The sequence below is a fragment of the Sphingobium sp. D43FB genome, assembly GCF_002312805.1.
Classification (GTDB): Bacteria; Pseudomonadota; Alphaproteobacteria; order Sphingomonadales; family Sphingomonadaceae; genus Sphingobium.
The window spans coordinates 1-254 of sequence record NZ_NMUA01000311.1 but is presented as its reverse complement, the minus strand read 5'-3'; the positions used below and the strand labels follow the sequence as shown (position 1 = coordinate 254).

At 57.9% G+C, this 254-nt stretch carries 1 protein-coding gene; it reads right to left on the bottom strand.

Annotation, left to right across the window (positions count from 1 at the left end; all coding sequences use genetic code 11):
• Positions 1-124: 124 nt before the first annotated feature.
• Positions 125-250, bottom strand: coding sequence for an IS110 family transposase (locus tag SxD43FB_RS24510; protein WP_255245907.1), 126 nt, complete (start codon positions 248-250; stop codon positions 125-127).
• Positions 251-254: the final 4 nt, after the last annotated feature.

Here is a 254-nt window from a genome sequence, read left to right as displayed (position 1 = left end):
GCTCTTCGGCCCTATCGGGCACATCCCGCCCGCTGAGGCCGAAGACAATTACTATGCAGCCCTCGAGAACCTCGATATGGCTGCATAGCCAAATGAAAACTGCCTCCTGAAAACCCGGGGCGCTTCACTGTGCCCACTCACGCAGGCGAGGGCCGCCAAGCTTTCGAGACAAGATCGCATTTGCTGCTTCGTACAGGCATTTTCGAGCGAACCTGTCACCGCTTTTCGAGATGCGCCCGTTCCGGCTGATTTCG